A 5,686-nucleotide genomic window follows, 5' to 3' on the forward strand; every position below is an offset into this window, starting at 1 on the left:
CGGCCGTATCGTCGCCGCGACCGCGCGCACCGCCGCCGTCGCCGCCGTTACCGCCGTTGTTGCCGTCGCCACCACCGCCGCCGCCGCCCGAACCGCCACCAGCCGCGGAACCGGAACCGGCCAGGCTTGCGCCTGCGGCCCAGCCGCTGTCGTTGTCGGTATCGCCGCCACGGCCGGAACGGTTGTTCCAGGTATCGCCGCCGCGGCCGCCGTTGCCGGCCACTGCGTCGCCGATGCTCGCGCTACCGTTGGTGGAGTCGCCGGAAGTCGCGCTGCCGTTCACGGCATCACCGCCACTTCCGCCGTCGCCGCCGTCGCCGCCGGCACCACCGGCACCGCCCTCGCCGCCATAGCCATCACCGCCATAGCCGTCGCCACCGTAGCCGTCGCCGCCGCGGCCGCCGGCGCCGCCGTTGGCGTTGCCGGTGTTGTTGGCCACGTTGCCGATGCCATAGGTCTGCACGTCGTACACCGCCCCTTCCAGGACGGTCTGCGCGACGATGGTGCTGGAGGTGCTGCTGAATGTGCTGGTGGCGGTTCCGCCGTTGTTGGCGGCCGCGGCACCGTTGTCGGCAGCCGCAGCGCCGTCGTTGTCGCGGTTGTCGCCGGTACTGCTGTTGGAAGCATCGATCGGCACGCTGATGTTGGCGAGGATGTCGTCACCGCCATTGCCGTCGCCGATCGTCTGTTGTGCCGCCGCCTGGCCGGTAAGACCAAGGCCGACGAGCACGGCCGTTGCCATCAAGCTGGTACGAATGCGCATTGTTGTTCTCCTTTACGGATACGTCGGTTGGCGCCCGGGGGAGGCACCGGTGAACGACGCAAGGAACGACACGCACAGGCGGTGCCAACTTTCGTTCAGGCGGCCGAACGCCTTGATCCGGAAAGCGAAACGGCCTGAACCTCCGCGCACGGCCGCGTGGCACCGCATGAGAGCGGTGGCTTTGGCGTTCGACGGTTGCAGAACTGGAACAGCGCTTGCGAACTGAATCGCACGGACGCCGCATCAGCCTGATGCAAGTACGCGTTGCGACGGGCATACGGCGCATCACATCCGCATTCAGGATGAAGTTTCAGCGTTGGAACACCGGGCTTTACACCCGCATTGCCGCCGGCGTGTTTGCCTGTGCACTCAAGCGCTTGCGCGGCAACGGTGAAGTGATGCTGACGTTGCGACGGGGCAACGTCGCGGAATTGCTCAGGTTGAGTCCGCCGGATCGCTCACATTGCCGTCACGACGGGCAGCATCGCGTTCCGCGCGCAGCCGGTCCAGCTTCTCCTTGAGCTTGATCTCCAGGCCGCGTTCCACCGGCCGGTAGTACACGCGCTCGCCCATCGCGTCGGGGAAGCCCGTCTGGTCCAGCGCGATGCCGCCATCCACGTCGTGGTCGTAGCGATAACCCTTCGAATAGCCCAGTTGCTTCATCAACCGCGTGGGCGCATTGCGCAGGTGCAGCGGCACTTCCTGCGTGCCGTACTCGTGCACGTCGCTGCGCGCGGCGTTGTAGGCCGAGTACACCGCGTTCGACTTGGCGGTGGTCGCCAGGTAGACGACGATCTGCGCGAGCGCGAGTTCGCCTTCGGGGCTGCCCAGTCTTTCGAACGTGTCCCACGCATCCAGCGCCATCGGCAGCGCGCGCGGATCGGCCAGTCCGATGTCTTCCACCGCCATGCGCGTGATGCGTCGCGCCAGGTACGCGCGATCGCATCCGCCATCGAGCATGCGCGCCAGCCAGTACACCGCCGCATCGGGATTGGAACTGCGCACGGACTTGTGCAGCGCCGAGATCTGGTCGTAGAACTGCTCGCCGCCCTTGTCGAAGCGACGCGTGCGATCGGCCAGCACCTGCGCCAGCGTCGCCTGGGTGATCTCGCCGCCCTCGCCTTCGGCCAGTTCGGCGGCAATCTCCAGCAGCGTCAGGCCGCGCCGCACGTCGCCGTCGGCCGCCTGCGCGATCTCCAGCAACGCATCGTCGCTCACCTGTAGCCCGCGTCCGCCGAGTCCGCGTTCCTCGTCCGCCAGCGCCTGTTGCAGCGCCAGCTGGATGTCCTGCGCGGAGACCGCCTCCATCACATGCACGCGGCAGCGCGACAGCAGCGCGGAGTTCAGTTCGAACGAAGGGTTCTCGGTGGTCGCGCCGACAAACAGGATGGTGCCGCGCTCGATGTGCGGCAGGAACGCATCCTGCTGCGCCTTGTTGAAACGGTGCACCTCGTCGACGAACAGCACGGTGCGATGACCTTCGGCGAAACGCTGCGCCGCCTCGGCCAGCACCTGCCGCACTTCCGGCAGGCCGGACAGCACGGCCGAGATGGCGCGGAACTCCGCATCGGCGTATTTCGCGAGCAGCAGCGCCAGTGTGGTCTTGCCGCAGCCGGGCGGCCCCCACAGGATCATCGAGTGCACGCGACCGGATTCAATCGCACGCCGCAGCGCGGAACGCGGCGACAGCAGGCGCTTCTGCCCGACCATCTCGTCGAGCGTGCGCGGCCGCATGCGTTCGGCCAGCGGCTGCATCGCGCTGCGGTCGACATGCAACAGATCGTCGGAAGGGGAAGCGGAAGGAGTGCGCCGGGCCACGCAGGCCATTCTCATGGATGCCTGCGCACACGATACCAAGGCGTGCACGTACCCGCCGTGCACGGGCGGCCCGCTCGCGCGTCAGCGCCCTACCAGCGCCTCGCCGGCCGCAGCACCGAGGTCGTAGTCCAGTTGCAGCCATTGCCCGTCGCGCCGGTCGTACAGCGCGCGGACGCGGATCCCGCGGCTGCCATCGAGCCCGAAATCGACCAAGCCTTCGGCGTCCATGCTGAGGTAGTACTGGCCGGTCTCGAATGTCTCCACACGGTCCAGTTGCAGACGTACCGACGGCATGGCCCGTGCGTCCTGCAGCATCGCCGTCATCCGGTCTTCAAGCTGGCGCAGGGCGAGCCCGTCATTGGGAACCGACCGTCCTTCCCCACCCACTCCGATTTCGACCTGCGGTCGCCCCGGCTGCCCGAGCAGCGTGTCGTACACGCTGCCGAAGCGGAAACCGATCCACGCCGACCCGCCCGCGAAGCGCACGCCGCCGCGGCCGCTGACCGACTGCCGGCGCCCGTCCAGTGCTGACACGTCGACTCCGTCGAACCGCACCTCGACGGCACGGCCGCCAAACCGCTCCGCCAGTGCACTTACCACCGAGCCGGCGACGCGTCGCTCGATATCCGCGCTTTCCTGCAACGCACCTGGTGCCGGAATCGGCGTCCGCGTGGTTCCGCCTGCCGGCGTGGCCATCGGTTCGACCGCCACGGCGACACCGCACCACGACAGTGCGGCGATCAGGCTGCATGAAGCGAGGCGATGCACGGCGGACGGACTCCGTGACCGGAAAATCCGGCCTGCCTCTCCACAAACGAAAAGGCCTGCCGAAGCAGGCCTTTCCACATCTCTTCGCGATCGCTCAGCGTTCGCCGATCACGTCCACGCCCTTCGGCGGCGTGTACCGGAAGGTATCCGCAGGGAACGCCGGATTGCGCTTCCACCCACTGAAGTCGATGTCGGTACGCTGGCCGAGCGCGTCGATCACGTGCATCTTCACCAGACCGCTCTGGTTGAAGCCCAGGCGCGCGGAACGGAACCCGGCATCGCCTTCCTGCTTCGGCGCCAGCGACAGCCATTCCAGGCCTTCGGCGCTACCCAGTTCCTTCACCACGAACTGCGCGTCCAGCTTCGCCGGGTCGATGAGGGCCGCGAGCGGGTTGTTCTGTTCCTCCACGCCCTGCGGACGCACGGTGACCTGCTGCAGGTCGGGATCGTGCACCCACACCTTCTTGCCGTCGGCCACGATCAATTGCGGGTACGGCTTGACGTATTCCCAGCGGAACAGGCGCGGCGCCGACAGCGCGACCTGCCCGCTCGAGCGCTCCTTGAGCTTGCCCTGAGGGTCGTACACCTGCTGCGAGAACTGACCGCTCAGACCTTTCAGGCCCTTGGTGAAGACGTCGAGGTCGTCACGCGCACCGGCCATCGCGGTCGAGGCGAACAGCGCCAAGGCCAAGCCGAACAGAGGAAGTCGCATCAATCACTCCGGAAAGGATCGGCGGAAGCCGCCACAGGAAGAAGTCTGACGGATCGAAGATGAACCGGCGAGCGCTGGAAAGACGTTTTGGACGCAGATATACGCAGATCGCGCAGACAAATCCGAGCGCGTCACCGGCGGGACGTGAACGTCGCTTGACCCGCGCTCTGCCTTATCTGTGTTGTCTGCGTCCGTCTGCGTCGAAACCCATCACTTGGGCGGCGGCGGCGCCAGTACCGAGCGGTCGCCGTTGTGCTCCGGCGGGCTGACCACGCCTGCCGCTTCCATCGCCTCGATCAGGCGCGCGGCGCGGTTGTAGCCGATCTTCAGGCGGCGCTGCACGCCGGAGATCGACGCGCGCCGGGTCTCGGTGACGATGCGCACCGCCTCGTCGTACAGCGGGTCGGACTCGTCGCCGCCACCGCTGTTGCTTTCGGGCAGGCCGGTCGCGCCGACCACGACCCCATCGCCCATCGTTTGCACTTCGTCCAGCACGCCCTCGATGTAGTCGGGACCGCCGCCGATCTGCTTGAGGTGCTCGACGACGCGATGCACTTCCTCGTCGGACACGAACGCACCGTGCACGCGCTCCGGCATCGCGGTACCCGGCGGCAGGTACAGCATGTCGCCGTGGCCGAGCAGCGTTTCCGCGCCGGACTGGTCGAGGATCGTGCGCGAGTCGATCTTGCTCGACACCTGGAACGCAATGCGCGTGGGAATGTTGGCCTTGATCAGGCCCGTGATGACGTCCACCGACGGACGCTGCGTGGCCAGGATCAGGTGAATGCCGGCCGCGCGCGCCTTCTGCGCCAGGCGGGCGATGAGCTCCTCCACCTTCTTGCCGACGATCATCATCATGTCGGCGAATTCGTCGATGAAGACGACGATGTACGGCAGCGGCTCCAGCTCGCGCGGCACCTCGCCGGCTTCCGCGTTCGGCCGGAACAGCGGGTCCATCAGCGGTTGGCCGGCGTTGATCGCGTCGGTCACCTTCTTGTTGAAGCCCGACAGGTTGCGCACGCCCACCGCGCTCATCAGCTTGTAGCGGCGCTCCATCTCGGCGACGCACCAGCGCAGGCCGTTGGCGGCCTCCTTCATGTCGGTGACCACCGGCGCGAGCAGGTGCGGGATGCCCTGGTAGACGGACAGCTCCAGCATCTTCGGGTCGATCATCAGCATCCGCACGTCCTTGGCGGAGGCCTTGTAGAGCAGCGACAGCACCATCGCGTTGACCGCGACGGACTTGCCTGAGCCGGTCGTACCCGCGACCAGCAGGTGCGGCATGCGCGCGAGGTCGGCGACCGTCGGCCGGCCGGCGATGTCCTTGCCCAGCGCGAGCGTCAGCGGGCTCGCGGACTTGTCGTATTCCTTCGAGCGCAGCAGTTCCGAGAGATAGATCATCTCCCGGTTGACGTTCGGGATTTCCAGCCCGATCACCGACTTGCCCGGGATCACGTCGACCACGCGCACCGACTTCACCGACAGGCCGCGCGCGATGTCCTTGTCCAGGCTGGAAATCTGGCTGACCTTGATGCCCGGCGCGGGCTCGATCTCGAAGCGCGTGATCACGGGGCCCGGATAGGCGCCGACCACGTTCGCGTCGATGCGGAAGTCCTTGAGCTTGA

4 protein-coding genes and 1 pseudogene are annotated in these 5,686 nt (G+C 67.3%); all 5 read right to left on the reverse strand.

Annotation, left to right across the window (positions count from 1 at the left end):
• Positions 1-763 (reverse strand): annotated as a pseudogene (locus VFE83_RS12345) (hypothetical protein); the annotation flags it as partial.
• A gap of 435 nt (positions 764-1,198) precedes the next feature.
• The gene (locus tag VFE83_RS12350) at positions 1,199-2,590 is read right to left on the reverse strand and encodes a replication-associated recombination protein A (protein ID WP_414674736.1); all 1,392 of its coding nucleotides are present in this window, start codon (positions 2,588-2,590) and stop codon (positions 1,199-1,201) included.
• A 72-nt stretch (positions 2,591-2,662) separates the two neighbouring features.
• On the reverse strand, positions 2,663-3,349 hold the full coding sequence (locus tag VFE83_RS12355) for a hypothetical protein (protein WP_324906544.1): 687 nt from the start codon (positions 3,347-3,349) through the stop codon (positions 2,663-2,665).
• A gap of 94 nt (positions 3,350-3,443) precedes the next feature.
• Positions 3,444-4,061: an outer membrane lipoprotein chaperone LolA gene (gene lolA / locus VFE83_RS12360; RefSeq protein ID WP_324906546.1), complete on the reverse strand. Its 618-nt coding sequence runs from the start codon at positions 4,059-4,061 to the stop codon at positions 3,444-3,446.
• 210 nt (positions 4,062-4,271) lie between these two features.
• Positions 4,272-5,686, reverse strand: a 1,415-nt coding sequence (locus VFE83_RS12365; RefSeq protein ID WP_324906548.1) for a DNA translocase FtsK, incomplete at its 5' end; no start/stop codon positions are given.

Origin of the sequence: Lysobacter sp. (assembly GCF_035655815.1) — a bacterium.
Classification (GTDB): domain Bacteria; phylum Pseudomonadota; class Gammaproteobacteria; order Xanthomonadales; family Xanthomonadaceae; genus Lysobacter_J.